28 protein-coding genes and 1 pseudogene are annotated in these 26538 nt (G+C 66.9%); 8 read left to right on the top strand and 21 right to left on the bottom strand.

Annotated elements, in window-relative coordinates; all coding sequences use genetic code 11:
* Positions 1–107: 107 nt before the first annotated feature.
* The 11 genes from secF to L3Q67_RS27225 all read right to left on the bottom strand — a co-directional run bounded on the left by secF (position 108) and on the right by L3Q67_RS27225 (position 9264).
* Positions 108–1337 (bottom strand): protein translocase subunit SecF, encoded by a 1230-nt coding sequence (secF, locus tag L3Q67_RS27275; protein WP_499184298.1) that lies wholly within the window; start codon positions 1335–1337, stop codon positions 108–110.
* A gap of 1 nt (position 1338) precedes the next feature.
* Positions 1339–3054 (bottom strand): preprotein translocase subunit SecD, encoded by a 1716-nt coding sequence (gene secD / locus L3Q67_RS27270; protein ID WP_499184297.1) that lies wholly within the window; start codon positions 3052–3054, stop codon positions 1339–1341.
* Between the two features lie 177 nt (positions 3055–3231).
* Entirely contained in the window at positions 3232–3675 is a 444-nt protein-coding gene (yajC, locus tag L3Q67_RS27265; RefSeq protein ID WP_499184296.1) for a preprotein translocase subunit YajC, read from the bottom strand.
* Between the two features lie 144 nt (positions 3676–3819).
* The gene (gene ruvB, locus L3Q67_RS27260) at positions 3820–4896 is read right to left on the bottom strand and encodes a Holliday junction branch migration DNA helicase RuvB (RefSeq protein ID WP_499184295.1); all 1077 of its coding nucleotides are present in this window, start codon (positions 4894–4896) and stop codon (positions 3820–3822) included.
* A gap of 24 nt (positions 4897–4920) precedes the next feature.
* Positions 4921–5529 (bottom strand): Holliday junction branch migration protein RuvA, encoded by a 609-nt coding sequence (gene ruvA, locus L3Q67_RS27255; RefSeq protein ID WP_499184294.1) that lies wholly within the window; start codon positions 5527–5529, stop codon positions 4921–4923.
* Positions 5526–6104 carry a crossover junction endodeoxyribonuclease RuvC gene (gene ruvC / locus L3Q67_RS27250; RefSeq protein WP_499184293.1) on the bottom strand — a complete coding sequence of 193 codons (579 nt, stop codon included), beginning with the start codon at positions 6102–6104 and terminating at the stop codon, positions 5526–5528. The genes ruvA and ruvC overlap by 4 nt, the downstream gene beginning before the upstream one ends.
* A 79-nt stretch (positions 6105–6183) precedes the next feature.
* Entirely contained in the window at positions 6184–6696 is a 513-nt protein-coding gene (locus L3Q67_RS27245) for a DUF4262 domain-containing protein (RefSeq protein WP_499184292.1), read from the bottom strand.
* Positions 6697–6750: 54 nt separating this feature from the next.
* Positions 6751–7500, bottom strand: a complete 750-nt coding sequence (locus L3Q67_RS27240; protein WP_209668191.1) for a YebC/PmpR family DNA-binding transcriptional regulator — start codon at positions 7498–7500, stop codon at positions 6751–6753.
* A gap of 36 nt (positions 7501–7536) precedes the next feature.
* Positions 7537–8094 carry a pyridoxal 5'-phosphate synthase glutaminase subunit PdxT gene (pdxT, locus tag L3Q67_RS27235; protein WP_499191651.1) on the bottom strand — a complete coding sequence of 186 codons (558 nt, stop codon included), beginning with the start codon at positions 8092–8094 and terminating at the stop codon, positions 7537–7539.
* Between the two features lie 142 nt (positions 8095–8236).
* The gene (locus L3Q67_RS27230; RefSeq protein ID WP_499191650.1) at positions 8237–8548 is read right to left on the bottom strand and encodes an AzlD domain-containing protein; all 312 of its coding nucleotides are present in this window, start codon (positions 8546–8548) and stop codon (positions 8237–8239) included.
* A gap of 11 nt (positions 8549–8559) precedes the next feature.
* Entirely contained in the window at positions 8560–9264 is a 705-nt protein-coding gene (locus L3Q67_RS27225) for an AzlC family ABC transporter permease (protein WP_499191649.1), read from the bottom strand.
* Positions 9265–9335: 71 nt separating this feature from the next.
* Between L3Q67_RS27225 and L3Q67_RS27220 the strand changes: the two genes are divergently transcribed.
* A complete protein-coding gene (locus L3Q67_RS27220) occupies positions 9336–9893 on the top strand; it encodes a helix-turn-helix domain-containing protein (protein WP_499184291.1) in 558 nt (185 codons plus the stop codon).
* Positions 9894–9958: 65 nt separating this feature from the next.
* Here the strand turns inward: L3Q67_RS27220 and L3Q67_RS27215 are convergent, their stop codons facing one another.
* Positions 9959–10684 carry a dienelactone hydrolase family protein gene (locus tag L3Q67_RS27215; protein ID WP_499184290.1) on the bottom strand — a complete coding sequence of 242 codons (726 nt, stop codon included), beginning with the start codon at positions 10682–10684 and terminating at the stop codon, positions 9959–9961.
* A gap of 178 nt (positions 10685–10862) precedes the next feature.
* Entirely contained in the window at positions 10863–12005 is a 1143-nt protein-coding gene (locus tag L3Q67_RS27210) for a serine hydrolase domain-containing protein (RefSeq protein ID WP_499184289.1), read from the bottom strand.
* Positions 12006–12151: 146 nt separating this feature from the next.
* Between L3Q67_RS27210 and L3Q67_RS27205 the strand changes: the two genes are divergently transcribed.
* From L3Q67_RS27205 to L3Q67_RS27180, 6 genes are all read left to right on the top strand, one after another.
* A complete protein-coding gene (locus L3Q67_RS27205; protein WP_499184288.1) occupies positions 12152–12691 on the top strand; it encodes a PadR family transcriptional regulator in 540 nt (179 codons plus the stop codon).
* 266 nt (positions 12692–12957) lie between these two features.
* The gene (locus L3Q67_RS27200) at positions 12958–13416 is read left to right on the top strand and encodes a hypothetical protein (RefSeq protein WP_499184287.1); all 459 of its coding nucleotides are present in this window, start codon (positions 12958–12960) and stop codon (positions 13414–13416) included.
* Positions 13417–13659: 243 nt separating this feature from the next.
* Entirely contained in the window at positions 13660–13788 is a 129-nt protein-coding gene (locus L3Q67_RS27195) for a hypothetical protein (RefSeq protein WP_499184286.1), read from the top strand.
* Between the two features lie 915 nt (positions 13789–14703).
* On the top strand, positions 14704–15786 hold the full coding sequence (locus tag L3Q67_RS27190) for a recombinase family protein (RefSeq protein ID WP_499184285.1): 1083 nt from the start codon (positions 14704–14706) through the stop codon (positions 15784–15786).
* A 71-nt stretch (positions 15787–15857) separates the two neighbouring features.
* Positions 15858–16979, top strand: coding sequence for an IS630 family transposase (locus L3Q67_RS27185; RefSeq protein ID WP_499184062.1), 1122 nt, complete (start codon positions 15858–15860; stop codon positions 16977–16979).
* Positions 16980–17081: 102 nt separating this feature from the next.
* Positions 17082–17477 carry a hypothetical protein gene (locus tag L3Q67_RS27180; RefSeq protein WP_499184284.1) on the top strand — a complete coding sequence of 132 codons (396 nt, stop codon included), beginning with the start codon at positions 17082–17084 and terminating at the stop codon, positions 17475–17477.
* Positions 17478–17508: 31 nt separating this feature from the next.
* Here the strand turns inward: L3Q67_RS27180 and L3Q67_RS27175 are convergent, their stop codons facing one another.
* From L3Q67_RS27175 to L3Q67_RS27150, 6 genes are all read right to left on the bottom strand, one after another.
* Entirely contained in the window at positions 17509–17676 is a 168-nt protein-coding gene (locus L3Q67_RS27175) for a hypothetical protein (RefSeq protein WP_499184283.1), read from the bottom strand.
* A gap of 10 nt (positions 17677–17686) precedes the next feature.
* A complete protein-coding gene (locus tag L3Q67_RS27170) occupies positions 17687–17848 on the bottom strand; it encodes a hypothetical protein (protein ID WP_499184282.1) in 162 nt (53 codons plus the stop codon).
* A gap of 212 nt (positions 17849–18060) precedes the next feature.
* Entirely contained in the window at positions 18061–19356 is a 1296-nt protein-coding gene (locus tag L3Q67_RS27165) for a Crp/Fnr family transcriptional regulator (protein WP_499184281.1), read from the bottom strand.
* Positions 19353–20135 (bottom strand): hypothetical protein, encoded by a 783-nt coding sequence (locus L3Q67_RS27160; protein ID WP_499184280.1) that lies wholly within the window; start codon positions 20133–20135, stop codon positions 19353–19355. Before L3Q67_RS27160 ends, L3Q67_RS27165 begins: the two co-directional genes overlap by 4 nt.
* A gap of 1085 nt (positions 20136–21220) precedes the next feature.
* Positions 21221–21556, bottom strand: a complete 336-nt coding sequence (locus tag L3Q67_RS27155; RefSeq protein ID WP_499184279.1) for a hypothetical protein — start codon at positions 21554–21556, stop codon at positions 21221–21223.
* 64 nt (positions 21557–21620) lie between these two features.
* Positions 21621–22868 (bottom strand): IS110 family RNA-guided transposase, encoded by a 1248-nt coding sequence (locus L3Q67_RS27150; RefSeq protein WP_499184278.1) that lies wholly within the window; start codon positions 22866–22868, stop codon positions 21621–21623.
* A 582-nt stretch (positions 22869–23450) separates the two neighbouring features.
* Between L3Q67_RS27150 and L3Q67_RS27145 the strand changes: the two are divergent.
* Positions 23451–24279, top strand: a pseudogene (locus L3Q67_RS27145) (IS5 family transposase).
* 283 nt (positions 24280–24562) lie between these two features.
* Here the strand turns inward: L3Q67_RS27145 and L3Q67_RS27140 are convergent.
* Together L3Q67_RS27140 and L3Q67_RS27135 are read right to left on the bottom strand one after the other, a co-directional pair.
* Positions 24563–25330 (bottom strand): hypothetical protein, encoded by a 768-nt coding sequence (locus L3Q67_RS27140; RefSeq protein WP_499184277.1) that lies wholly within the window; start codon positions 25328–25330, stop codon positions 24563–24565.
* A gap of 1003 nt (positions 25331–26333) precedes the next feature.
* Positions 26334–26486 (bottom strand): hypothetical protein, encoded by a 153-nt coding sequence (locus tag L3Q67_RS27135; RefSeq protein WP_499184276.1) that lies wholly within the window; start codon positions 26484–26486, stop codon positions 26334–26336.
* Positions 26487–26538: the final 52 nt, after the last annotated feature.

The raw sequence follows: 26538 nt of genomic DNA, 5'->3' as shown, positions 1-26538 counted from the left end.
GGGGCATTACTCGCGCCCTCCCGTCGCCCACCGCGACCCTCAACGGAGCTGCGCGCTGGTCTGGAAGAGGCAAGTAATGCCCCACTCATAGCATTCGAAGTGGGCGGTCAGCGGCGGCGTTTGCCTGACGGCTGTTTGCCCGACGGGCGGCCACGCCGCGGCGTGGCCTTCTGGTTGCGCGCGGGCACGCTGGCCGCGGCCGCGTACGCGCGCTCCTTGCGCAGTTCGGCGTTGAGCTGCTCGTCGTCGCTGGCGTCGAAGTCGTCGTCTTCGATCCCGGCGTCGCGCTCGGCGGCCTTGCGGGCGAGGTTCTCCCGGCGGGCCTTGACGCGCTGCGCCTGCTGCTTGAACTTCGGGTCGCGCATCTTGAAGTCGACCAGCAGCGGGGTGGCCAGCGCGACCGAGGACAGCACACCGGCCAGCATGCCGGTCAGCTGCACCAGCGCCAGGTCCTGCAGCGTGCCGGAGCCGAGCAGGACGTAGCCGATGATCAGCAGGCCGAGCACCGGCAGCAGGGCGATCACCGCGGTGTTGATCGACCGCATCAGCGTCTGGTTCAGCGCCAGGTTGGCCGCCTCGGCGTAGGTGCGCCTGGTCAGGCCCAGGATGCCGCGGGTGTTCTCCTTGACCTTGTCGAACACCACCACGGTGTCGTACAGGGAGAACCCGAGGATGGTCAGCAGGCCGATCACCGTTGCCGGGGTGACCTCGAAGCCGACCAGCGAGTAGATGCCCGCGGTGACCACGATGTCGTGGACCAGCGAGATCAGCGCCGCGACCGCCATCCAGCGTTCGAAGTAGAGCGCCAGGAAGATGGTCACCAGCACCAGGAAGACCGCGAGCGCGATGAGCGCCTTCTCCGAGATCTCCCCGCCCCACGACGCGCTGACCGCGCTGTCGCTGATGGACTGCTGGCTGGGCTGGCCGTTCGCACCGAGCGGCTGGAAGGCGTCGAACAACGCCTGCTTGACCTTCGCGACCTGGCCGGCGTCCAGCGTGTCGGACCGGATCTGCACGGTCTGCGCCGCGCCGCTGCCGACCTTCTGCGCTTCGGCGGCGGGCTCACCGGCGGCGTCGGCGAAGACCTCCTTCGCGCGCTGCTCGTCGACCTCGCCGGAGGCCCCGGCGGCGGGCATCTGGATCTGCGTGCCACCCTCGAAGTCGATGCCGAGGTTGAAGTCCTTGATCCCCATGGAGCCGATGCACACCAGCATCAGCAGCCCGAAGAAGACGTACCAGTACTTCCGCGCGCCGACGATGTCGAAGGCGCCGGTGCCGACGTAGAGCCGGTGGAACACCGAACCCTTCTTCTTGGCGCCCAAGTCCTCGACCCCCACGTCAGGCCTCCTTCACGGTCGCGCCGGCGACCTTGGCTGTGCGGCGTTGTGAGCCGACTCGCTGCACCCCGCCGAGCCCGGAGATCTTCGGGTTCGACAGTGTCTTGGACTTCGACACCATGGCCACCAGCGGGTGGGTCACCAGGAACACCACGACCAGGTCGAGCACGGTGGACATGCCGAGGGTGAACGCGAAACCACGCACTTCACCGACCGCGAGCAGGTAGAGCACGGCGGCGGCGAGGAACATGACCGCGTCCGAGGCGAGGATGGTGCGCCGCCCCCGGATCCAGCCGCGCGGCACCGCCGAGCGGAACGAGCGGCCCTCGCGCATCTCGTCCTTCAGCCGTTCGAAGAACACCACGAACGAGTCCGCGGTGACACCGATGGCGATGATGAACCCGGCCACGCCCGCGAGGTCGAGCGAGAAGTTGATCCACCGCCCGAGCAGCACGAGCACGCCGTAGACGATCAACCCGGACAGGCCGAGCGACAGGATCGTCAGCACCCCGAGCAGGCGGTAGTAGAACAGGCAGTAGACGAACACCAGCAGCAGGCCGATGCCCCCGGCGATCAGCCCGGCCTGCAGCGAAGCCAGGCCCAGGGTCGCGGACACCGTGGTGGCGTCGGAGGAGGCGAACGACAGCGGCAGCGAGCCGTACTTCAGCACGTCGGCCAGGTTCTTCGCCTCGGACTGGGTGAAGCCACCGGTGATCTGGGTGCGCCCGTCGAGGATCGGCACGGTGATGTTCGGCGCCGAGACCACCTGGGTGTCCAGCACGAACGCGGCCTGCTGGTTCACGTTGGCCGAGGTGAAGTCGCCCCAGACCTTGGTGCCGTCGGCCTTGAAGGACAGGTCCACCACGTAGCCGCCGCGCTGGCTGTCGTAGCCGGAGCTGGCGGTGTCGATCATCGTGCCGGGCAGGAACTCGGGCTCCAGCACGAACTTCTGCGAGCCGTCCTTGAGACAGGCGACCAGCGGCAGCGTCGGGTCGTCGTTGCCGCGCAGCGGGTCGTTCGGGGTGCACTGGAACTGCGCCAGCGTCTCCTGCTGCAACTGCTGGGCGGCGGCGGCCGCGGCCGGGTCGGCCGGGTCGGCGACGAGGGCGGGGTTCTGCCGCAGCGCCTTGGCGGCCTGGATCGCGGCGGCCTCGGCCTCGGGCGAACCGGGCGCGGGCGGCGCGGGCTGTTCCTGCGCGGGCGCGGCACCGGGCGCGGCACCACCCGCGGGCGGCGCCGACGGCTGACCGGCGGCGGGCGCCTCGCTCGGCTGGCCACTGGCAGGCGGCTGCGAAGCGGGCGGCTGGGTGCCGGGCTGCTGCTGCGGGGTCGGCGTGTTCGGCTGGACGGTGGCCACCTTGCGGAAGCCGAGCTTGGCCGTCTGGCCCAGGCTCTTGGCCTGGTCGCCCTGCTCACCGGGCACGGTGATGACGACGTTGTTGCCGTCGAGCACCACCTCGGTGCCGGCGACGCCGATCCCGTTGACCCGGGTCTCGATGATCGTCTTCGCCTGCTCGAGCGCTTCCTTCGACGGCTCGGCGCCGTCCAGCGTGCGCGCGGTCAGCGTGACCCGCGTGCCGCCCTGCAGCTCGATGCCCAGCTTGGGGGTCGGTTTCCCGTTGCCGGTGAAGAACACCAGCGAGTACAAACCGATGACGATCAGGACGAAGAACGCGAGATAGCGTCCCGGGCGGATCTGCCCGGCCGGTGGTGCCACGGTGCGTCGGTCTCCTCGAACTGGGGCCTTCCCGAATGGAACAGGGCCTGCCTGAGTGGAAAGTTGTCCGGGTAAGCCCGCGCGGACGCGGGCATACGCAGCACCGAGACACTACTCGGTGCTGCGTGAGCCCTGCGTTACCCCCTCATCGGCGCGTGCGCGCCGGCTCGCAGGGTGTTACTTCTTGCCGTGCTCCAGCGGCGGCGCGATCTGCGGGCCTGCCTTCTCGGCGACCTTCTTCTCGTCCTCGGCGCTGTCGGTCTTGACCGGCTCACCGATGCCCGTGGTCGGCTCGATGATCGAAGCGTCGGTCGCCGAGTCGATCTCGTCGGCGTCCTCGAGGACGTCGTCCTCGACAACCGGCTCGACCTTCTCGCGAACGGCCTGGCGCAGCCAGGTGGTCACCACACCGGGCGCGATCTCGAGGTCGATGGTGGTGTCGCCACCGGTGTCCGCGACGGTCGCGTAGAGACCGGAGGTGGTCATCACGCGGTCGCCCTCGGCCAGGTTGTTCTGCAGCTCCTGCTGACGGGCTGCCGCTTGCTTCTGCTTGCGGCTCCCCAGGAACAGGGGGATCGCCACAACCAGCATGAGCAGCAGCGGCAGGAAAAGGCCTTCCATGACTCTCCATTCAGCGGGTGCGACAGCGGCGGACCGCCTGCCGATTCGCCCGATTTGTTCTGGGTCTGCTTGTTCGAGTGTGCCAGGTACCACCCGCGGGGCCGTCGCCGGGCACGGGCGCGTACCCGGCGCGGAGCCGCCCCGCTACCCGAACAGACCAGGGTTGCCCTGGTCGAACCGTCCGGCCTCCCATGGCACCTCGGTCGGTGGGCGTAACCCGAGGTGCTCCCACGCGGCGGGGGTAGCGACCCTGCCGCGGGGGGTCCGGGCGAGCATACCCGCGCGGACCAGGTAGGGCTCGCACACCTCTTCCACGGTCGTCGACTCCTCGCCGACGGCGACCGCCAGCGTGGCCACCCCGACCGGGCCGCCGTGGAACGACTTCACCAGCGCGCTGAGCACCGCGCGGTCGAGCCGGTCGAGCCCGAGTTCGTCCACGTCGTAGACCTCGAGCGCGGCGCGGGCGACGTCGAGGCTGACCCGGCCGTCCGAGCGGACCTCGGCGTAGTCGCGGACCCGGCGCAGCAGCCGGTTCGCGATCCGGGGTGTGCCGCGGGAGCGGCGCGCGATTTCGGCTTCGCCGTCGGCTTCCAGCGGGACGCCGAGGATGGTGGCCGAGCGGCGCAGCACCTGGGCCAGTTCGTCGGCGCTGTAGAACTCCATGTGCCCGGTGAAGCCGAAGCGGTCGCGCAGCGGGCCGGTCAGCGCGCCGGACCGGGTGGTGGCCCCGACCAGCGTGAACGGCGCGATCTCCAGCGGGATGCTGGTGGCACCCGGCCCCTTGCCGACCACCACGTCCACCCGGAAGTCCTCCATCGCCAGGTAGAGCATCTCTTCGGCGGGGCGGGCGATGCGGTGGATCTCGTCGATGAACAGCACGTCGCCCTCGGCGAGGTTGGACAGCATCGCGGCGAGGTCGCCCGCCCGTTCCAGCGCGGGCCCGGAGGTGATCCGGATGGCGGCGTCCAGCTCGGCCGCGATGATCATCGACATGCTCGTCTTGCCCAGCCCCGGCGGGCCGGACAGCAGCACGTGGTCCGGTGGCACGCCGCGGCGGCGCGCGCTCTCCAGCACCAGTTGCAACTGCTCGCGGACCCGCGGCTGGCCGACGAAGTCGTCCAGTTTGCGGGGCCGGAGCGTGGTCTCCACGTCCCGGTCGCCGGTCTGCGCGAACGCGGACAGCGTCTCGGATTCGGCGAGATCCGGTTCGGGCTCGGTCACCGGGTCATCGTGCACGGTGCCCGCCTAGCGCTTGCGACCCAGGGTGGTCAGCGCCGAGCGCAGCACCTGTGCGGTGTCCACCGAAGCGCCTTCACCAGCTTCGCCGAGCACCCGGTCCACCGCCTGCTCGGCCTGCTTCGCCGCGAAACCGAGGCCCACCAGCGCTTCGACCACTTCGGCGCGCACCGCGCCACCGGCGACGGGCACCGCGTCGGCCGGGCTCGCGCCGGGTACCGCGACGACCTTGTCCCGCAGTTCGAGGCTGAGCCGCTCGGCGCCCTTCTTGCCGATGCCGGGCACCTGGGTCAGGACGTTGATGTCGCCGTCGGCGACCGCGGAACGCAGCTTGTCCGGGTCGAGCACGGCCAGCGCGGCCAGCGCCAGGCGCGGCCCGATGCCGGAGACCGTCTGCAACAGCACGAACAGCTCACGCGCGTCGGCGTCGGCGAAGCCGAACAGCGTCAGCGAGTCTTCGCGGACCACCAGCGAGGTGTGCAGCCGGATCTTCTCGCCCCGGCGCAGCGTGGCGAGCGTGCTCGGCGTGGCCTGCACCGCGAACCCGACCCCGCCGACCTCGACCACCGCGTGGTCGAGTCCGACGGAGAGCACTTCCCCGTGCACCGAAGAGATCATCGTCCCGCCCTCGCATTCTTCTTCGCTGCCTCGGCCAGCCGGGCGCGGTGGACCTTCGCCACTTCGGCCGCGCGCGCCTCGGCGGCGGCGAGCCTGACTCGCATCGGTTCCCGCCACAGGTGGCAGATCGCCAGCGCGAGCGCGTCGGCGGCGTCCGCCGGTTTCGGTGCCTGCGCCAGCCCCAGCAGCTTGGTGACCATGCCGGTGACCTGCGCCTTGTCCGCCCGGCCCGAGCCGGTGACCGCGGCTTTGACCTCGCTCGGCGTGTGGAAGTGGACCGGCAGCCCGCGGCGCGCGGCGCCGAGCGCCACCACTCCCCCGGCCTGCGCGGTACCCATCGCGGTGCGCACGTTGTGCTGGCTGAACACCCGCTCGATGGCGACCGCTTCGGGCCGGTAGGTGTCGAACCAGGTCTCCACCGCGTCGGCCACCGCGAGCAGCCTGCTGGCCAGGTCCGCCTCCGGGGGCGTGCGCACCACGTCGACCGCGACGCAGCTGACCGTGCGCCCGGCACCCCCGTCCACCACGCCGAGACCGCAGCGGGTCAGGCCGGGATCCACACCGAGCACACGCACAGGTTCCACTCCTCGCCGAACAACAGTTCGAGGAGCAGGCTACCGGCGCCGGGCCGCCGAACCGGCGGGGACGCGCCGGTCAGGGTCCGGTGACCCCGGGAGTCCAGCTCTCCGGCTCGCCGCTTTCGGTCAGCACGTGCTGCCAGGTCATGAACCCCTCGGGCGCGTCGGGGTCCCACGGCCACTTCCCGTCCGGGGTGGGCACGATGATCTGCACGGCCGGGAAATCGCCCTCGGGGTAGATCAGGAAGGCGCTGCCGAAGTACTCGGTGTAGTGCCCGAGCGCCACCTTCTCGAAGGTGACCGGGAGCCCCTCGAAGAAGTCCTGGTACAGCTTGCCGAACTCGAACCGCTCCCCCGCGGCCGCGCGGTCGACGTAGGCGTCGAGCAGCACCGGGCCGACGTGGTCGGGCAGGCCGATCACCACCGCCTCGGGCACCTCGTGCATCGCCCAGGCGCAGGCGGTGAAGCAGTAACCGGCGCCCTCGTCGTCGGCGGGCACCTGGATCACCGCGTTGCCGCGGCGTTCGCCCTCGGCGACGATCCAGTCCTGCAGAGCCTGTTCTTCTGGAGCGAGGGCCTCGGTCTTCACGGCTCACATTCTGCCGCATGACCGAGGCCCCACCCAAGAAGCACCGGCGAAGAACTAGCCGACTTCGGCGAGGACCTCGTCGGAAACGTCGAAGTTCGCCCACACGTTCTGCACGTCGTCGCAGTCCTCGAGGGCGTCGATCAACCGGAACACCTTGCGCGCGCCGTCGGCTTCGAGCGGCACGTTGACCGACGGCACGAAGCTCGCCTCCGCCGACTCGTAGTCGAACCCGGCTTCCTGCAAGGCTTTCCGCACCGAGACCAGGTCGGTGGCCTCGGAGACGATCTCGAAGCTGTCACCGAGGTCGTTGACCTCTTCGGCGCCCGCGTCGAGCACGGCCATCAGCACGTCGTCCTCGCCGGCGTCGGCCTTCGGCAGCAGCACCACGCCCTTGCGGTTGAACAGGTACGCCACCGAACCCGGGTCGGCCAGCGAGCCGTTGTTCCGGGTCAGCGCCGTGCGCACCTCGCTGGCGGCGCGGTTCTTGTTGTCGGTGAGGCATTCGATGAGCACGGCAACGCCGTTCGGGCCGTAGCCCTCGTACATGATCGTCTGCCAGTCGGCGCCGCCCGCTTCTTCACCGGCACCGCGCTTGCGCGCGCGCTCGATGTTGTCCTGCGGGACGGAGTTCTTCTTCGCCTTCTGGATCGCGTCGAACAGCGTCGGGTTGCCGTCCGGGTCGCCCCCGCCGGTCCGCGCGGCCACCTCGATGTTCTTGATCAGCCTCGCGAACAGCTTGCCACGCTTCGCGTCGAGGGCGGCCTTCTTGTGCTTGGTGGTGGCCCACTTGGAGTGGCCGCTCATCTTTCCTCCATCCGATCCGGCGGCGTGCCGCCGTTCTTATGCCTGCCCACGCACGATTCGCACGAACAGCCGGTGCACGCGCTCGTCACCCGTGAGTTCCGGGTGGAAGGCCGTGGCGAGCACCATCCCCTGCCTGACCGCGACGATCCTAGCGGCCGCGTCCTGGTGCCCGGGAGCTTCCGGTACCCGCGCCAGCACTTCGACCTCCTGGCCCGCCTTCTCCACCCAGGGGGCGCGGATGAACACCGCGTGCAGCGGCGGCCCGTCGACCCCGGTGAATGCGAGGTCCTCCTCGAAGGAATCGACCTGCCTGCCGAAGGCGTTCCGGCGCACCACGATGTCCAGCGCGTCGAGCTGGTGCTGGTCCGGGCGGCCGTCGAGGGCCTGGCGGGCCAGCAGGATCATCCCGGCGCAGGAGCCGAACGCGGGCAGGCCCGCGCGCAGCCGCTCGCGCAGCGGCTCGAGCAGTTCGAAGGTCTCCAGCAGGCGGGACATCGTGGTGGACTCGCCACCGGGCAGCACCAGACCGTCCACTTCGGACAGCTCGGCGGCGCGGCGCACCGGCACCGCGACGGCACCGGCCCGCTCGGTCATCGCCAGGTGCTCGGCCACGTCGCCCTGCAGGGCGAGCACGCCGACCACCGGCCGCGCCTTCGACACGTGTAGTTCCTCCCGACTGGAATTCCGCTGGTCAAGCCTAGGGCCTCGAGCCGGCGGCGGCAGCCGGGGGTCGAGCTCAGGGCACGCCGAGCAGGCGCAGGCCCGCCGCCGTGGCGGCCGCGGCGAGCACCACGACCACGAACGGCGCCTTCCGCCACGCCAGCACCCCGCCCACCAGCACCCCGGCGGGCCGGGCGAAGCCAGCGAACTCGGTGCCCTCGACCAGCGCCGAGGTCGCCACCAGCGCGGCGAGCAGGACCACCGCGGCGGCGGCCATCAGCTTCTCGGCGCGTGCGTTCAGTTCCACCTTCGCGCGCAGTGCCGGTCCGGCGAACCGGAAGGCGAAGGTGCCCGCGCCGAGCACGACGGCGCAGACGATCAGCAGCATCGGCGAGATGATCACGCGGTCACCCCGGCCTCGGTCTTGTCCGGCTCGCCGCGCCCGGCGAGCACGAGCGGCACACCGAGCAGGGCCAGCAGCACCGGCAGCCCCGCGGGCAGGAACGGCGTGGCGGCCACCGCCAGCACCGCGCCGGCCAGCGCGGCGTTGCGCACGCCGCGGTCCTTGAGCGAGGGCAGGACCAGCGCGAGCAGCACCGCCGGGAACGCCGCGTCGAGGCCGAAGGCGCCGGTGTCGCTGATCGCGGTCCCGGCGAACGCCCCGGCCACCACGCTGGCGTTCCACACCACGAACAGGCTGATCCCGCAGGCCCAGTAGGCCGCGCGGCGGCGGCGCCGATCCTCCTGGGCCAGCGCGAACGCGACCGTCTCGTCGAGCATCAGGTGGCTGCCGAGCAGGCGCCGGCCCCAGCCCTTGCCGAAGACGTCGCCCACGGCGAACCCGAACGGGATGTGCCGCGCGTTCACCAGCAGGCCCGCCACCACCGCCGCGATCGGGTTGCCGCCGGAGGCGACCAGGCCGATGAACAGGAACTGCGACGCCCCCGCGAAGACGACCACCGAAAGCAGCATCGGCACCCAGACCTCGAAGCCGGAGCTGACCGCGATGGCGCCGTAGGAGAGGCCGACGATGCCGTCGGCGAGGCAGACCAGCGCGATGTCGCGCATCAGGTCCCGGCCCAGGGTTCGCTGTATCGAACGTATCACCGCCTAAGATGAACAGACGGACCGGCTGTTCGTCAAGGCGAACGAAACGACTGACGGAGCGAACACAGATGGCTACCGAAGGCGCCCCGCTCGACGTGATCGCGGCGTCGCTCCGGCGCGAACGCGAACGCGCCGGGATGACGCTGACCGAACTGGCCCGGCTGGCGGGCATCGCCAAGTCGACGCTGTCCCAGCTGGAGTCGGCCACCGGCAACCCGAGCGTGGAGACGCTGTGGGCGCTGGGCAAGGCGCTCGACGTGCCGTTCTCCCGGCTGGTCGAGCCCCCGGTGCCCCGGGTGCACGTGATCCGTTCCGGCGAGGGCGTCACCGTGGCCTCCGAGGAGGCCGACTACCTGGCCACCCTGCTGGCGTCCTGCCCGCCGCACGCCCGGCGTGACATCTACCTGATCCGGGCGGAGCCGGGCAGCGCGCGCCGCTCGGACCCGCACCGGCCCGGTTTCATCGAGCACGTGGTCGTCTGCCATGGCCGCGCACTGGTCGGCCTGGCGGACGAGCCGGTCGAGGTGGGCCCGGGTGACTACGTCGCCTACCCCGGCGACGAGCCCCACGTGTTCGAGGCACTGGAACCGGGCACCACCGTCGTCCTGCTTTCGGAGCACGCCTAGCACGACCCCGACCCGGACAGCTGACGACGACGGTGGGCAGGAGTGAGTACCAGGAGCCGATCGGATCAATCCGTGACGGGCAGGCACTCGGCGAGCAGGGCGACGATGTCACGCCAGGCTCGCTGTGCGTGCCGTGGGTGGTAGCCGACGCCAGGAGGCGCGGCGTGGTCGACCGGTGGGTGGTGGAAGGCGTGAAGGGCTCCTCCGTAGACCACGAGGCGCCAGTCGACGCCCGCGGCCTGCATCTCCGCGGTGAACGCCTCCCGTTGCGCGGGCGGCATGATCGGGTCTTCCGACCCGACCCCGGCCCATACCGGGCAGCGAATGCGTGCCGCCTCGCCCGGCCGGCCCGTGGTGGTTGCGTTGACTGTCCCGATCGCGCGCAGGTCGACGCCATCGCGACCGAGTTCCAGTGCCACTGCGCCCCCGGTGCCGTAGCCGATGGCGGCGATCCGGTCGGGGTCGGCCCGTGATTCGGCACGCAACACGCTGAGCGCGGCGTGACCGATTCCTCGCATGCGGTCGGGATCGGCGAGCAGCGGCATGCAACGGGCCAGCATTTCCTCCGGGTCCTCCAAATAGCGTCCGCCGTGGAGGTCGAAGGCCAGCGCCACGTACCCCAGTTCGGCCAGAGCCTCGGCCCGTCGGCGCTCGACATCGCTGAGCCCCATCCCCTCGGGCCCGATCAGGACCGCGGGCCGGCGCCCGGCACCGGCCGGGAGCGCGAGGTACCCGATCATCGTCAGGTTGTCGGCCGGGTATTCGACCGTACGGGTTGAGACCGTCGTCATGCGACTGAACGGTAATGACCGTCGCGCCCGCTCGGGGTGGTGTTCACCGATGGCAGACAGCAGTCTGTCGTCGGACGACCCCGAGCCGTCGGAGGTAGCGAAGCCGGCGGCGTAGTCACCATGCTCGCGGCGCGGAAGAGGTCACTGGCGCCGGGCAGTGCTCGTCCGCGCTTTCGCCTCACGTTCGCCAGGCGCCCAGGCACCGTGCCATGAACCGGAAGGGGATGGCCTGCCCCTTGGTTTGGTCAACGGTGCCGACCAGGTGCAGGTCGAGCTCCGGACAGTGGAAGAGCCAAGTCCCGGTGACTCCCGAGTGCCCGACGAGCGTGACGGGGCCGCGCCCCGGTGACACGAGCCGACCGACCTTGAAGTACATGGTGCCCAGTCCGTACCGGAGGACGGGGATGTTGCGCAGCCGGTTGCGCCGCTCGGTGAGCAGCTTCAGTGAGCGGGCGTCGGCGAAGAGTGCGCCGTCGAGCAGCGCTCGCTGAAAGGTGAGGAGATCGCCGGTGGTGCTGAACAGGTCGTTGCTGGACTCGATCAACGAGGTCAGCTCCACACGGCGCTGTTTCGCGTAGAGCGGCGAGGGCACCGCGGTCGCCGGATCCGGCGGCCGGTGTCCTGGGAGCCAGGTGTGCCTCAGGCCGAGCGGACCGAGGATCCGTTCGGTCAGCAGATCGGCGAACGACCGATCGGTCACCGTCTCCATGATGCGGATGAGCAACTGGAAGCCGGTGTCGGAGTAGCGGGCCTTCTGCCGGGCGGCGGTGAGGTCCTGCGGCTCGAAGTGCGGGCGCTGCTGCTCGCGCGTAGTCCGCATCGTGTCCTCGAAGGTCCAGGCCAGATCCTGACCAGCGGTGAGGCGCTCATACAGGCTGGGGCCTTCACGACGCTTCTCGAAGTGGTCGGGGAGACCGGATGTGTGACTCGCGAGGTGGCGCACCGCGATCGCGGACGTCCGGTCGATCCCCCCGAGGACATGGAGTCCGGTGGTCACCTCCGCTGGCAGGTAGTTGTTGATCGGCGCGGCCAGCTCGAGCTCGCCACGCTCGTGCGCCTGCAGCACCAGTGTGATGGTGAAGCGCTTGGTGATGCTCGCGATGAAGAACGGGCTGTCGGGACCCAGTGGGTGATCGTCGGCACCGGCCGGGCCGGCGGCGGCGGACCAGCGCTGTTTCCCGTCGCCGCTGGTGACGGCGACGTTGGCGTGGTGTATGCCGCGTTGCGTGACAAGTTTCGCCAACAGGCCCGTCAGCCGCGTGTCGACGTCGCCGGGAACGCGGTTGTCCTGAGCATGGGTCGTGGCGGGCAGCGATGTCACGTGAAGGCTCCTTGTCTCCGTTCCCCTCGATGTGACCCGTCGCCACGCCTTCACTGGCCGAGGCAGGTCGACCATGGGGAGAGGGTCCTGCGAGCTTATATGTCTACTAGACATGTCTATGAGACACAACAGTCTAGGCTCGGCCCATGGCCCATGTGATCCTCGGTCTGCTCCTGATCGTCCCGCAGAGCTTCTACGACCTCATCAAAGGATTCGAGGCCGGCGTCGCGCTCTTCTACAGCGCCAGCTCCGGCAGCATCAAACGTGCGCTGGACACCCTGCTCGCGCGGGGGTTCATCGAGGTCGCCAGCATCGAGGCCGGAGGCCGGGGGCGGAAGGTGTACCGGGTGACCGACGCCGGTCGTGAGGAGTTCCGCGCGTGGATGACCGAGGAGCTGGCCGGGCCCGATCTGGAGACCGCGGCGCTGTCCAGGCTCTACTTCCTCGGTCTGCTGGAGCCGGTCGAACGCGGACCGGCGCTCCGCCGCATCACCGCACGCATCGAAACCGACCTCGCCGCGCTCGCGGCCATCGACAAGCACCTCGACACCCTGGACTCCCCTGAGAAACACCGCGACCTCGTCACCCACCAGCGCGCGGCGCTCGACTACGGCATCGCCTCACACCGCTTCATGCTCGACTGGTTCCGCGATCACATCGACCGGCACGAGCCGCCGAACCCCTGACACCGCACAGACGTGGTCCCCACCCCGTCGGCACCGCCCGCCACAACGAGGCATTGCAGGCCAGCGCCGCAGGCGGGGACACTGTGCGCCAGGCCGCGCCGAGTGCTGATCATCGTCGGGGCCTGCTCTTTCCATCGAGGGCGGCCGCGGACTCGCGCCGATATTGTGCAGCCCTCGTCAGCACCTGCGCGGCGGCACCACCCTCACCTCTGCCTCCGTCGTACACTGCGCCGTCCCGGACGTCCGACGGAGGAGACGCCACCACCATGAGATCCGGTGCCCCGGACAGCTCCTACGGCTACGCGGGCCATCCGACGGGCATGGACATGCCCGGACTGATGAGGGGGGTGCGGGTACTCCTGTTCGTCATGGGTGGCATGCAGCTCACCGTCGGTGTGCTCGTCGCCGGCCTCTTAGCGGGCATTGTCGCCAACGCCGGCGGCAGCATCGCCGATGCGGTCGCCATCGTCGGTGTGCTGCTGGGCCTGGGTGCGCTGTCGATCATCCTGGGGACGAAGTTCGCCACCGGCGGCGGAGGTGTCCGGGTCACCACGATCGTGTACGCCTCGCTGATGATCGTGGCCTGCCTGGGCAGCCTGGGCCTTGGGGACGGCTTCGGCCTCATCTTCACGGGCGGGCCGGTCCTCGGGCTCGCCTGTGGCGGCATCATCCTGGCGTCGATGGTCACCGCACAGGCCGGCGCCTGGTTCAACCGCCCACGGTAGGTACTGAGCGGCACGGCACCCACACGCGCGAGGGTCCCGCCGTGGTGTGTCATGCAGCGGCGGGCATGAGCGCTTTCGCGTACGGGACGCTCCTTCACAGGAGGCCCCGTGGACAGGCGTCCACAGGGCCTCTTGCTCGATCGAGGCAGGCTTACCAGCCGCGCTCGGCCAGCCGGTGGGGCTCCGGCACGTCGTCCACGTTGATGCTGTGGTCCAAGATTGACGACCCACCGAACCTGCGCCATGGGTAGGCTGACCGGCTACCGCCGACTTTCCCCGTGCTACGAACGGCTTCTGCGCAACTACCTGGCCTTCCTCGACTTGGCCGCGGCCATGCTGTGCTGGAAACGCCTCCTCAAGACCACCATGTAGCACACGGTCTTAGACGCCCCTTCTGTGCCGTGTCTGCGGTCAGTCCTGGCCTCGGCCGAGAATTCGTTCGCCGTTGAGGTGAGCCATGCAAGTCGGGGTCCGACGCGCACTCTGCACCTGGTCGCCGCGCCAAGGGCGCGAGAAACTTCCTCATGATCGTCTGATCCGGGGAAGCACGCAGTGTGGACGAACACGACTTAGAGTCCCACCTGCAGCCCTCGAAATGTTATGGGATCGGGCGGATCCTCGGCGCGCTTGGGCTTGGCTCAAGTCGGTGAGCCCAGGCACGAAACCGAACCTGGAACGGCTCATCATTCCAGAAGACATCGAACGAACTTTCACATGCGCGAACCAAGAGGACGCTGGACTGGCCCTGACCTCGACCAAGCCCTGCTCAGACCCCGGTAGGCCCTCGGCCAGTCCAAGCCCTTTCTCGGCCCGTCGCCGGTTCATGAATCGACACAGCAACGCCCAGCACAAGACCTGGGACAGACTCCGCCCACTTCGGGTCTCGTCAAAGACCTAAGAAGGACCCGACATGTTTAGCCGTTGGGCAGAAGAGAGCCCCCAAGAGCACCACTGGCTTCCGACAGCATTCCCCGGATCGAGATTTTGTATAACTCTTTTGCCAACTCGTCCTGCGATCCACCTGCAGCTTCCGCTAGATTAGACTCTGTCGAACTGCTCGTTTATGAGACGATGTATAACCAAGCAATCCCTCTCTCGTTGCAAGAAAGACGCGAGAGGGAATCCTGTCGAATAGCCACGAGCCTGCTGGAGAACTCCAAGGGTGATCATGTCGTTCAGTGCTACCCCAAGCCCTTACCTGGTATTGGCGAGCGAACTGTGTAGCGAGTTGACGACATGAGGAGGCCCAGACACACCGGCCGCGGACGCAAGCAGTGGAAGCCGGGCATGCGGGTTCTGCTCTACATCCGAGTCTCGAAGATCGGAAACCGGGCGGACACCCTCATCTCCGATGAGGTCCAGGAAGACGTGTGCCGGAAGTGGGCCGCGCGCGAGGGCTTGATCATCGTCGGTGAGCCGATCACGGACCTGGACAAGTCCGGCCGGGAGGCCACCAAGCGTCAGATCTCCCGCAGCATCGACCGCGTCCGGTGCGGTGAGGCCGACGGGATCCTGGTGTGGAAGGTGAGCCGGTGGGGGCGCAACCTGATCGATTCGATGCTCAACGTCTACGAACTGCACGAGGCCGGCGGCTTCATCGCCTCGGCGACGGAGAACCTCGACGACATCGAGACGCCGATGGGCCGGTTCTCCCTGACCCAGATGCTCGCCATCGCGCAGTTGCAGTCGGATCAGATAGGCGAGACGTGGACGGAAATCCACGATTACCGGCGGGATCGAGGCCTGCCGCACAGCGGCGGCCCCCGCTTCGGCTATGTCAAGAACGACGACATAGGTCGCGACGATGACCCGAGCCTCGTCTACACCGAGGATCCGAAGACGGGGCCGTGGCTTCAAAAGTGTTACGAGGAGTTCGTCTCAGGCAAGACGATCACGAAGCTCGTCTTCGAGCTTAACAAGAACGGCATCACCACCGTCGCCGGAGGCCGCTTCACCAGCAGGACTTTGCGGAAGATCCTCGATTCGGGCTTCGGAGCGGGCCTGATCATCGACCGTCGCGGGGCTAATCCCAACACCGACGATCCAAACGTTGTTGATTACTACCCGGGCGCGCATCGGCCCGTTATCGAGCAGAGCACTTGGAAGGCATATGTACAGCGCCGTGCCAGACGGGTTGCTCCACGCGAGGCTGCGGCGGCTACCAAACTCTCGGGGCTGCTGTACTGTGCCTCATGCGGGCGCAAGATGCGCATCTACTGGTCGTCAAAGCGGGGAAAGCGCTTTAGAGGCTACGAGTGCGGCCGGGACAAGTACAGCAATCAGACCACTATTCTGTGTCCCTCACCGGTCGCGATTCGGCAGTCGATCGCCGAGGCGACCATGCTCGCCTGGCTAGTGCTGTGTCCATGAACGTTGGCCGGGTTGGCGACACACCGGTCAACGTTCGCGGCTGCTGATCGTCCGCGCCCCAGTCTGGGCGGATGGCAGATTCAGTACGAGCGCGTCGGCTGACCGATCAGGAGGGTCAGCGTCTGCAGAAGATCGTCCGCAGAGGCACCGGATCATCGATCCGGTTGCGGCGGGCGATGGTGATCATGGCCTCGGCCAGCGGAAACACCGTCCCCGCCATCGCCCGCCTGGTCCAAGGCGACGAGGACGCAATCCGCGGGGTGATCCACCGGTTCAACGAGATGGGCCTGGCTTGCCTGGACCCTCAGTGGGCGGGTGGCCGTCCCCGCCTGATCAGCCCTGAGGACGAAGCCTTCATCATCGCGACGGCCACCACGCGACCCGAAGCACTCGAGCAGCCCTTCACCCGCTGGAGCCTGCGCAAACTCTGCGCCTACCTGACCCGCAACCACGGAAACCGACGGGTCACGATAGGCCGCGAACGGTTGCGGCAGTTCCTGCGCAAGCACGACATCACTTTCCAGCGGACCAAGACCTGGAAGGAGACCAACGACCCCGACCGGGACACCAAACTGGCCCGCATCGAGCACGTGAGCAGCCACTTCACCGACCGGGTGTTCGCGTTCGACGAGTTCGGGCCACTGACCATCCGACCGCACCCCGGCGCCGGCTGGACGAAGAAGAACCATCCCGGCAGGCTGCCTGCCAACTATCACAAACTCTGCGGTGTCCGACAGTTCCACGGCTGCTACTCGCTGGGAGACGACACCCTCTGGGGCGTCGTCCGAGCACGAAAATCCGCGGCGAACACCCTGGCCGCACTGAAGTCCATCCGCGCCGCACGCCCGGACGGCGCACCGATCTACATCATCCTGGACAACCTCTCCGCCCACAAAGGCAACGCGATCAGAGCGTGGGCCCACCGCAGCAACGTCGAACTGTGCTTCACCCCCACCTACAGCTCCTGGGCCAACCCGATCGAAGCACACTTCGGGCCGTTGAAGATGTTCGCAGTCGCCGGATCGAACCACCCGAATCACACCGTCGCCACCCGCGCCCTGCACGCCTACCTGCGATGGCGCAACGCCAACGCACGCCACCCCGACGTCCTCGCCTCCCAACGCCGTGAACGAGCCCGTATCCGCAGCGAACGCCGTCACCGGTGGGGACAACGCGCCACACACGCCGCCTGACCAACCCCGCCAACCTATGTGGTCACAGCACTAGGGCACAACGCGCGAGGAGAACAAGACTTCGCCCGAGCTCTCGAACAGCAGAGCAAGCGGGAGAAGGCCTTGGCCGATGCTGATGCCATCGATGCTGAGATCGCCCGTCTTAAGGCCCGGCGGCAGCGACTGCTTGACGTGTTCCTCGACGCCGCCGGCGAGATCAAGGACTTGCAAGCCGAGTTCCGAGACAAACGTGACGAGCTCACGGCCGAGATCACGATGTTCACGGCGAAGGCGGAGGCCTTGCGCGGCGAGAACGCAGTACCTTCTATTCCGTCGATAGAAGCGTTCAAGGCTCTGACGACAGTGTGGTCTCGCGCAGACGCGGGCATGGTGAACGAAGCACTACGATCTGCAGTAGGACGGATCTACGTGCATCGCGCGGACGTACGGCGGGACGGTCTCACCGGCCGTCTCCACGTGATCGGCCTCTGGGCCGACGACCCCTACCAGGTTAAGTAGGCCATTCTTGCCCCGCGACGGGAAGGACCCTTCAAACGTGCAGCCCCTCCATCTCGTCGTGCTCCTCCCCGACCGGGAACGACCGGACGACCTCCGCTTCGGGCCGATCTGGGTACATGGCGCCCGAAGCCGCGGCGTCGTAGGCATCGCCGAGTCCGGCGCCGCTCGTGCCCAGGATGCTTTCCCAGTCGACTCCCATGGAGAGGACTCTATCTGTACTCCCCCACGATCCGGGCGATGCGGGCATTGAGCTCATCGGCTCGGGTGAGGATCGCGGCCTCCTGGTCGACCGTGATGCGCCGCTGCGGGCAGGCCGGCTCGGGCTCGGCCAGACGACGCGGTACGGCGGGGGCCTCGACCACGGTCTCCATCGCATGCACAAGGCCCGAGAGCAATGGCGACTGCATCGACCCCTACGGGTCGATGCAGCCCCACTGGTCGATCGCCGGCAGGAGGTGGGTCGGTCGGGCCAGCGGAGCCAACCGGGGCTCGGGTCGTCGCACTCATGCTGAGGGGTCTCGCTGGCGGCACTGTCCCGCCGGTGACCGAGTGGCCGGACTGCCGCGCGCGACGTAACCAGCGACTACCTCTCCGTCATCGGCGCTTCAGCGCGTGCGCCAGCCAGTGAACGGGGCAGGTCGCGGAGAACGGCGACTTGGTGAATGGTCAGGCTTCTGCGGGTAGTGCTGATCACGCCAGCGTCGCGCAACGTTTGCAGCGTTTGGGTGACCGTCGGGAGAGGCTCCGAGACGAGGTCTGCGATGTCCTGCTGGCTGTTCGACAGAGGGAGGACCACACCGTCCGACGTGGATACGCCATAGCGATCCGCGAGGTCGACTAGTAGATCGGCAATGCGAGCGTCTGCGTTCCTTTCCAGGAACTTGCGTCGCCGAAGATCAGCCGTGCGCAAGCGGCCAACGATCACTTGGGACACAGCTACGGCGATGTCAGGATGCCGCCGCACGATTTCGGCGAATTGGTCGGCAGACAGCCACAACGCAGTCACCGCGTCAACCGCGGTCATCTCAGCTGTACGTGTACCGATGTCCGTCGCGATGATCTCGCCAACGAGATCACCCGGACCGCACACACTGAACACCGACTCGTCCCCATCCAGGCCAGACCAGGTCACCTTGATCAAACCGGAAAAAATCACCAACACCGACCGGAACCGGTCCGCTTCGGCCATCAAGCCCGTGCCCGCGCGAAACTCGCGTATGCGCGCCCCGGCCAGGATGACGTCCCGTTGCGTCTGATCGAGTAGGCCCCAAAAATCCCCGGCAGGTCCTGCCGTGGTTGGCGACGAGCCAGCTGCCGCCTGGTCGGGCCGCTGCCATACGCCCGGGTGGCCGTTCTCGGTGGTCGCCAGGTCGTCCGGCGTATCGCCAAGTTCGGCGTGTTGACGGATCGTTCGCAGGCGGGCAAGGAACCCGGCCGAACTCGAAGGCGTATCCATGCGCTTTCCTGCTGTACGGGCGTGTCGCTGGTCCGCGACCTCGTCCGCACAGTTCCGGCACCGGGCAACGTGCGCGGCGGCCCGCTCCTGCGCACCGACCGACAGCTCACCGGCTACGAATGCGGCGATTGCGTCGGGCAAAAGGTGCGACCGAGGGAGGTCCCAACCTCGCGATTCGGTCAATCCGGCCGGGTTATCGGCGGGGAACGCCTTCGCAACCAATTCTTCGGCGCGTTGCATGGACGTACGGTTGCGCATACTGCTTGCACCTGGCGTGCCGAGCGAAGACCCTTCGATGAGCACGTCGATTCCGTCTGACTTCGTGTCGTGGCCGCGCGTCGAGTCGGTGTCCTGCTGAGACCCGCCGGGCCGCCGCGCCACTTCTGGCCTGTGGCGGCCTCCCGTATCGTCATGGCTGGTCATCGGCGCTCACCTTCCTCTCGCTGGTCGCGGCTTCGCTGCCGTTGTCGCCGTAGCCAGCCTGCCACAGTCGCTTCACTGTAGGGCCGTTGTTCACCATCGGCGAGAGCGAGCAGTTCACCGATCTCAATCCGGCCATAACCCAGTTCCTGTAGCAACACAGCCCGTTTCTCACGCAACGGCATGGCTCGCAACGCCGCCCAAGCCTCGTCGCGGTGGACTGCGGTCATCGCCGGGTCCGAGGCGGAGGTATCCACCCAGTCAACCGCGTCGCAGTTTGGCACGAGCGATGCAGTGCGCTCGTCGTTGTGCCGCTTGCGCCAAGTCCTATAGACGTTGGGGAAGACCAGGACGCATGCACCGATGAAGAACGTGCGCAGGCTGGCCCCGCCATCGATGTTCCAGCCGCCTTGCACCAGGCCGCGCTCTCGGAACAGCCGGAGCCCTTCCACCACGGTGTCCTGGGCCAGGCTGAAGCGGTCATCCTCGGTCCAGTACAGCGGGGCCGTCCCAACTGATCTGCGCCTGAGCGCGCACTGCGCGAAGATCTCGCCGGAGACCAACCAGGCTTGCATCACCGCCCATCCGTATCGCGCGAGCTCCTCGGCGAAACGCTGCCAGCTTGGACCTTCGAAGCCTCGCACGCGCAGTTCCTCGAGAAGATCCAGATCCCCGGTCCTACGTCCCAGCGATTCGTTGGCCCGGCGCATGACCGGATCGCTGCCCGCCGAGGTCGAAAAATCAGAATCGTTACCATGGGTTGTAGGTTCGTCGCCGGACAAGAGCGCATCCGGGAGTTGCGGCCGACCCGCTGGGTCCGCCTCGCTCGCACCATGCTGACTCATTGTCCTAACCTCTCAGACCGGCATCGCTCCTACAGCGCCCTTGCTATGTGCACGAGCCCGCGCTCGGACCGTTCTTGCTCAAGATCTCTGAATTTCGCTCTCTTCAGCTCACCGGCGTGGTCTCACGGCTCGGGTTCGGTCGCGGCCGACCGGTCCGGACTCTGACAGCCGCCACATAGGAGCCAGGCAACTCCGGCGTTCAACAACGCTTCCGGTTCCCGAAGGGACATCGTTGTGCCTAAACCATCCGCGCCTCCACCTCTGTTAACCCTGCGCACGCTGCTCATTCTCGTTGCGGCGCTGTGCTGTGGCACAGTCATCGGAGTGTTGACCTTCCTCGTGGATCGTTCACCGGTCGTAGCGATCCTCGCAGGCCTCGGTATCACAGGTGCCACCACGGCGTTCCTTCACCGGCACGTCGAGCCCTAGAGTCGAACCACGGGAGTCCGAGGCCCCGATCGCTGTAAGAGAACAGCATGTCGCGGCAGCTTGCGACCAGGTCAGCAGAGTGGCGCTGGTGATCGCGGCCGCCTCTTAATGCGCACCTCGGCCTCGGCCCGGGATCCCGTCGGTCAGCGCCCGCACCAGCATCGTCACCGGCGGTGCCGTCGCCGCGCGGATCGCCCCCGGTCACCCGCCTGTTCTCAGGACGGCCAGCAACTGTCCGTCCAGCTTCGGCCTGACCACCATCGGCTGGGCGGGAAACCGATCGAAGAAGGCGGCAGTACACCGGACTTGCCGTGATCCTGGCGCTGGAGCGGACGGTCGCAGCCGAGTTCTACCGACCAATGCCGACGCGTCTTGCGGGATTCAATCCATCAGTCGCTCGTTCGGCTGTACGGGTCCACCCGTCTGGGCTACCCGGCGGCAGCAGTCGGACTCTGGTGTATGGGCTGTCGCTGATCGACGTGGCCGCCCTGTTTCGCGAGCGGATGGCGCCGTAGCCGACCGTGTTACCCAGCCCCACGCTCACCCTGCTTGGGCGTGCGTTCCCTTCGGCCGAGCTTCGTGAGCGGCCCGCCTCACCTGCCAAGCCCTTCGAGGAAAACGGCGAAGTTCGCCACAGCGTCGCCAACCAGTTCACCGCGACTCACCACGCCTTCGGCGTCGTCGGTCTCCACGGCCCTGGTCATCGAGTCGAGACAGGTGGTGACGGAGTCCCGGATCGTGGCGAAGCTGCTGGCACTCTCCTCGGGGACCTCGACCAGCCTGGCGGTCTCCATGACAGCCTCGGCCGCGAGTAAGGCCCATTGCGCGATGTCGGTGCTCCGGCCGGCCTTGGTCGCCTGCCGCAAGCTCGCCAGCGCTCGCTCAGTCGCGAACTCGGCGGTGAGCAGAGTCATCTCCCTCTGCAGCAACTGCTCAGACGCTACTGGTCGGTCCGATGTCGACATGCGCGTAGACCTCCGATCTTCCTAACTGTCAAGCTGCGACCGGTTCTGTGGGCGCAGCAGCCGGCTGGTGGAAGGCCTTGGTTTCGTCGTAGTTCTGTCTTGTTTGGAGGCAGTGGTAGAGCTGGCCGAGCATGCGGTTGAACAGGTGCCGCAGGGCGGTGGAGTGGCGATCGCCGTGGTCGCGGCGGCGCCGGTAGTGGACTTTGGCGGGTTCGCAGTGGGTGGCGGCGATGAAGGCCCAAAGCCACCCAACGGCGGCGAGGCGGTCGTTCTTGACCCTCCGGTAGGTGACGGAGATCGACCGCCCGGACGCGCGGGTGACAGGTGCGGACCCGGCGTAGGACTTGAGCGCGCGGGCGTCGGCGAACCGGGCGCGGTCGTCGCCGATCTCGGCCAGGACGCGGGCTCCGGTGGAGTCGGCCAGGCCGGGGAAGCTGGTGATGATCGCGTAGTCCGGGTGCTGGCGGAACGCGTCCGCGGCCGCCGCGCCGAGGTCGTCGGCACCGCTGCAGGCGGCGTTGAGTGTGGCGAGCAGAGCGAGGGCCTGGCGTCCGAAGGCGTCCTCCACGAGCGTGGGCTGGCGGCGCTGCGGGATTCGCAGCGCCGCCTTGATGTCGGCGGCGGTCTGATCGACGTAGCGGGTGCGACCGGCGCGGCGCAGAGCCGCGACGATGCGGGCCTTCGACAAGGTGGCCCCGATCGCTGGGGTCGGTGCGATCGCGAGGACCGCGCGGGCATCTGGAGTGGCGAGGTTCGTCGCAGACTTGCCGGCGAAGGCTGCAAGGAAAGTCGGGTAGTACTCGCGCAGCATCGCGCGCAGTTCGTTGCTGGCCTTGGTGCGCCGCCAGATCGCGTCCTGCTGGCCGCGGGCCAGCACGGCCACAGCCTGCGCCAGGTCGCTGTCGGCCAGGATACGGCGATGCATGTGAGCGTCCACGCGCAGGATGTTCGCCAAGGTCATGGCGTCGGCGTGGTCGGATTTGGTGCGGGACACCGAGTGCCGCTCGCGATAACGGGCGACGGCCATCGGGTTGATCGCGAACACCGGGCGACCGGTCGCCCGCAATGCGGCGACGAGCAGGCCACGAGGTGTTTCGATCGCGACCGGGATCGGGTCCTCGGCGGTGTCCCCGAGCTCGGCGAGCAGGCCGGTCAGCTCCGCGAAGCCATCGACGTCCTCGTTGATCCTCTTCTTCGCCATGAGCTTGCCGGCGCTGTCGACCACGGCCAGGTCGTGATGGCCTTCGGCCCAGTCGATTCCGCAGAACAGTGTCAACCCACTACCTCCGGTCGTTCGGTAATCTCCGCTGGTCAGAGACCCAACGAGAACGCGCAGCGCCCTAATGACGAGGCTCGATGGCCTTCCCTCCGATGAGCTGTTCGCGATCCCAGCGACCCGCACGGCAACCAGTCTTCGCGTCAGAGCTCACCGGCTCCCGAGAAACAAGGCATCCACCGTGCGGACGGGCTCGAACCACGAGCACCAACCTGACCCAGCAAGATCGCGGTGGTGGTCCGACACGCCGAGCCCGCCGGTCTTGCATGAGGGCTCGAAGGCCCCAGAGGTGCTCAGGCATGGCACGTGCGCGGCGGACCACCACCGCCGACATCGCGTCGGCCGGTCTCCCGTGAGGACTTAAGTCCAGAAAGGGGCAAGGCCTACCTCGATGCCGAGCAGGGTGAACAGCCCGCCAAGACCCCGAGCTGCCGCTCTTTTTCGAGACCTCAGCGGGTCAGGTAACGGGGAGGCTTTCACCGGATCCCAGCGGGCTGTTCGAGATTCATTAGGTAACGGGGATACAAGCAACAGCACGCGGTTAAGAGCGTGTCTTACGTGGTGATCGGTCGCTCGTAGGCGATGATCTTGGCTGTGGTTGATCGGTTGTCGTTGCGGTTGGTGCCGGATGAGTTGTGGGCGCTGGTGGAGCCGTTGATTCCGGCGTTCGAGCCGCGCCCGCAGGGTGGTGGCACGGCGCCGCTGGACGCGCGTGCGGTGTTCACCGCGATCGTGTACGTGCTGACCAGCGGGTGTGCGTGGCGGGATCTGCCGCCGTCGTTCGGGGGTGCCATTCCAGACCGCGCACCGTCGCTTCGGCCAGTGGACTGAAGCCGGGCTGTGGCGACGGCTGCATCATGCGATCCTGGACGAACTCGGTAGCCAGGGCCTGCTCGACTGGTCCCGCGCGATCGTGGACGGTGCCTGCGTACGGGCCAAAAAGGGGATCTTTGACCGGTCCAAGTCCAGTGGATCGGGGCAAACCCGGTTCGAAGATCCACGTGCTGTCCGAACGAGGCGGCCTACCCCTGACGGTCGCGATCTCCGCGGCGAACACCAACGACTCTACCGCCCTCAAACCTCTGGTCAAGGCCATCCCGGCGATCAAGTCCCGGCGCGGACCGCGCCGGCGCAAGCCCGGCAAGCTCCACGCTGACAAGGCCTATGTCACGCCGACCTCCGTCGCTGGGTCCGCGACCGAGGCATCACCGTCCGCATCGCCCGCAAAGGCATCGAATCCAACGACAAGCTCGGCAAACACCGATGGGTGATCGAACGCACGATGGCCTGGCTGACCGGATACCGGCGCCTAACCCTGCGCTACGAACGCAAAGCCACCCACTTCCTCGCCTTCCTCACCCTCGGAGCAGCACTCACCTGCCACAAGAGACTCCGCAAACACACGACATGAGACACGCTCTAAGTGCGCAATTAGCTCGCTCAAACAGTATCGAGCAGTCGCCACTCGCTACGACAAGCTCGCTGTGCACTACCAGGCCACCGTCGACATCACGGCACCCTTTCTGCGACCGGAAGCAATAAAACAGTTATATCGGACATCGACCGCCGATACAGGTCTACCCTAGGAGCGCGATCGAGGTTTTCTGAAGTTGGCGACAGAAGCATGCTAGGTGACCGAAATGACTATAAAGACTCTGACCGACCGCGACCACGTAGCCATAAATGCATTCAGTCTATTTCTGTTGCCTATTTTTAACGCTTTCTATCAAATCTTCGATGGCACCTTCGATTTTGCGTGCAAAGTAATTGCCGCCCTCGTCGCCGCGCTCCCATTTTCGAACGGGTCCTTCGGACGGCCGGGCGGGCACGTACATCTTCTGACCGTATTGCTGAAGGTAGATCCCCTCAGGGACCGCTATCCAGCTCTGATCGTATCCACTTCCGATGCTTACGTACTTTCTTCCATCTGACGACAGGATGCTTAGCCGCATCGTCTCAACCGAAGGATCGAACAGATTTATGATCCTAGTGGGTTGATAGAAGGCTTTCCACTTGTTACTGGACATGATTTCCTCAAACTGCCCAGATGGTATGACAACCGTCTTCGATTGCTCCAGAAATTGTTTTGTTGACATTTCTATCTGATAGTACTGGTCCCTAGTGAGCTCCACCATCACGTTGTTTATAGTGCCCTGGATGCCAAGGTTAACCAATTTCTCCAAAGAGGGAAGGTTTTCTTCTGTTTCGAATTCCTTCTGAAAGGCCGCCAGAATAGCCTTGCTTCGCCATAAGCTCATGATCGCAGAGCCCCACGTAAAAGGTCCGCTCATGACGATCCCCGTGACCCCGTTGACGAGGCCAATCCAATCCAGAACGAACCTATCTATCGCTCCAGCGAGGTCGGCCAGCTTGCACTCCCATCTCTGCCATGGCAGTACGTAAATTTCCACATTGAGAAGATTCTGCACGTGAATATGAGCTGTGCCGAAATTGAAAGCCATGATTCTCCATTGCCGTCGGGTTTTGGTACGAGAGTATGCGACGTGTTACTCGATCACTGCTCTGTACATTCGTTTCGGATGTGCGGCTACTCAACATAAGACCGATCGTGTGGAACCCCCTACGTCCTCCATTCGCAACGTGATGGTATTAGCGACGGTGACAGCACTCTCCCCATAATGCTCCAAGCATTACCGGACGGACTTGCAGATCGAGGATCTCCCGGGGTACGCCTTCCACTAATGGCATACCGCTGGAACTTCTAATCCGATTCATCTTTGCTTTGTTAAAGCCTTTCCCTTGAGGTAGCTGTCTTTACTACTCGCCCGTTCCCATGCGGGCCGACTGCGCCGTCGCCTGATTTCTTTCACTTTTGAGCAGAGCTGTGCATACGTCAATAGCTGGGTCCAGAATTTCTCTGATCGGGTGACGCGTCTGCGTGTACCCGTCGGTGATGTTGTTCTCACTAATAAGTGCGCACATGCGCCGCCAGCTGGGCTGAATGGGTGACAGGGCAGTAGTAGCGAGTGAACGATAGCCGATCTTGCGGACAGTCAGCCTGAGGCTGCCGCTGAAATTGTGCGGAAGGGCCGTCTTGGCGGCAGCTCGACGCTTCCCCCAGGGGTGTCGGATCAACCCGTTGGCCTCGTGTGTTATTCAGGTTAGACAATTCTCAATGTGGCAAAGCGTCGGCGCCCGAATTCGGACCATTGCAGATGTAGCTTGTTTTAAGCGAACGTAAGGTTCGTCTCGCCGTGCTTGGCGTCAGCCAACCCTCGTCGAGGTGCCCGGCTGCCCGCCCTGTCCGCCACCGAGACCGACCGTGCGCGAACCGTGTCCCAGGTGCTGGACAAGGCGCTGGCCGCACTCGCCACGCCGAACGCACCGCCACCCAGGCTGGCAGCATCGACGCCGCCGGCCTGGCCGACCCAGGACCGTCTCGGAGTTCCTGCCGGGACAGGGCGCTCAGCGCAGGCAGTCCGGCGAATGCAGGCGCGCGAACAGCTATCCGATCACCCACACGGTGAGGCGCGCTCCGGGCAGGAACATCCCCAGGTCGTCGGCTTCGATCTCGACATATTCCTCCGGATCGTGGACCGATGCCCAGCTCCGCGACGCCGCCGCGGTACCGGTGATACCAGAACTTGCCGTGGACACCCGGTGACCGTGGACGAACCCCGGCAGGGCCCGGATGCGAGCACGGGTCGCC

It is taken from the genome of Saccharothrix sp. AJ9571, from assembly GCF_021725495.1.
Taxonomy (GTDB): Bacteria; Actinomycetota; Actinomycetes; order Mycobacteriales; family Pseudonocardiaceae; genus Amycolatopsis; species Amycolatopsis magusensis.
Note: the sequence above shows the minus strand (reverse complement) of the source record. Positions and strands in the feature narration are given on the sequence as shown.

Bases quoted from the DNA above. Each gene is read 5' to 3' on its own strand.
- yajC (WP_499184296.1), bottom strand. From the start codon at position 3,675: ATGGAAGGCCTTTTCCTGCCGCTGCTGCTCATGCTGGTTGTGGCGATC.
- ruvA (WP_499184294.1), bottom strand. From the start codon at position 5,529: ATGATCTCTTCGGTGCACGGGGAAGTGCTCTCCGTCGGACTCGACCAC.
- L3Q67_RS27240 (WP_209668191.1), bottom strand. From the start codon at position 7,500: ATGAGCGGCCACTCCAAGTGGGCCACCACCAAGCACAAGAAGGCCGCC.
- pdxT (WP_499191651.1), bottom strand. From the start codon at position 8,094: ATGACCGAGCGGGCCGGTGCCGTCGCGGTGCCGGTGCGCCGCGCCGCC.
- L3Q67_RS27230 (WP_499191650.1), bottom strand. From the start codon at position 8,548: ATGCTGCTGATCGTCTGCGCCGTCGTGCTCGGCGCGGGCACCTTCGCC.
- L3Q67_RS27220 (WP_499184291.1), top strand. From the start codon at position 9,336: ATGGCTACCGAAGGCGCCCCGCTCGACGTGATCGCGGCGTCGCTCCGG.
- L3Q67_RS27215 (WP_499184290.1), bottom strand. From the start codon at position 10,684: ATGACGACGGTCTCAACCCGTACGGTCGAATACCCGGCCGACAACCTG.
- L3Q67_RS27205 (WP_499184288.1), top strand. From the start codon at position 12,152: ATGGCCCATGTGATCCTCGGTCTGCTCCTGATCGTCCCGCAGAGCTTC.
- L3Q67_RS27200 (WP_499184287.1), top strand. From the start codon at position 12,958: ATGAGATCCGGTGCCCCGGACAGCTCCTACGGCTACGCGGGCCATCCG.
- L3Q67_RS27195 (WP_499184286.1), top strand. From the start codon at position 13,660: ATGGGTAGGCTGACCGGCTACCGCCGACTTTCCCCGTGCTACGAACGG.
- L3Q67_RS27190 (WP_499184285.1), top strand. From the start codon at position 14,704: ATGCGGGTTCTGCTCTACATCCGAGTCTCGAAGATCGGAAACCGGGCG.
- L3Q67_RS27185 (WP_499184062.1), top strand. From the start codon at position 15,858: ATGGCAGATTCAGTACGAGCGCGTCGGCTGACCGATCAGGAGGGTCAG.
- L3Q67_RS27175 (WP_499184283.1), bottom strand. From the start codon at position 17,676: ATGGGAGTCGACTGGGAAAGCATCCTGGGCACGAGCGGCGCCGGACTC.
- L3Q67_RS27170 (WP_499184282.1), bottom strand. From the start codon at position 17,848: ATGGAGACCGTGGTCGAGGCCCCCGCCGTACCGCGTCGTCTGGCCGAG.
- L3Q67_RS27165 (WP_499184281.1), bottom strand. From the start codon at position 19,356: ATGACCAGCCATGACGATACGGGAGGCCGCCACAGGCCAGAAGTGGCG.
- L3Q67_RS27140 (WP_499184277.1), bottom strand. From the start codon at position 25,330: ATGGCTTTCAATTTCGGCACAGCTCATATTCACGTGCAGAATCTTCTC.